General features: G+C 35.1%; 1 pseudogene. It reads right to left on the minus strand.

From position 1 onward, the window contains the following. Positions 1–279 (minus strand): annotated as a pseudogene (locus RMT89_RS42620) (histidine kinase); the annotation flags it as partial.

Here is a 279-nt window from a genome sequence, read left to right on the forward strand (position 1 = left end):
TACTGGATCATTTATGACTATATCTTTATCAAGTAATGCTACATGCTTTCTCAGAACTTCTGTTAGGGATTGATCATCCACAGATAACGTAAAAGCATCTCCGAATATCCATGTGTTTTTTGCTAGTATCCGATGAAGCTGAGTTCTCTCTTTAAGATTGTCTTTATAATTAAAAATAAGTTGCTCCAACCCAGCAACAAACTTAATTCTGTCTGAAACTATTTTAGATGCGTTTATAATAGATGAGAGGCTCGTATCCTGAAGCAGATCAGCCAAATG

Source organism: Streptomyces sp. P17 (assembly GCF_032436805.1).
Lineage (GTDB): Bacteria > Actinomycetota > Actinomycetes > Streptomycetales > Streptomycetaceae > Streptomyces.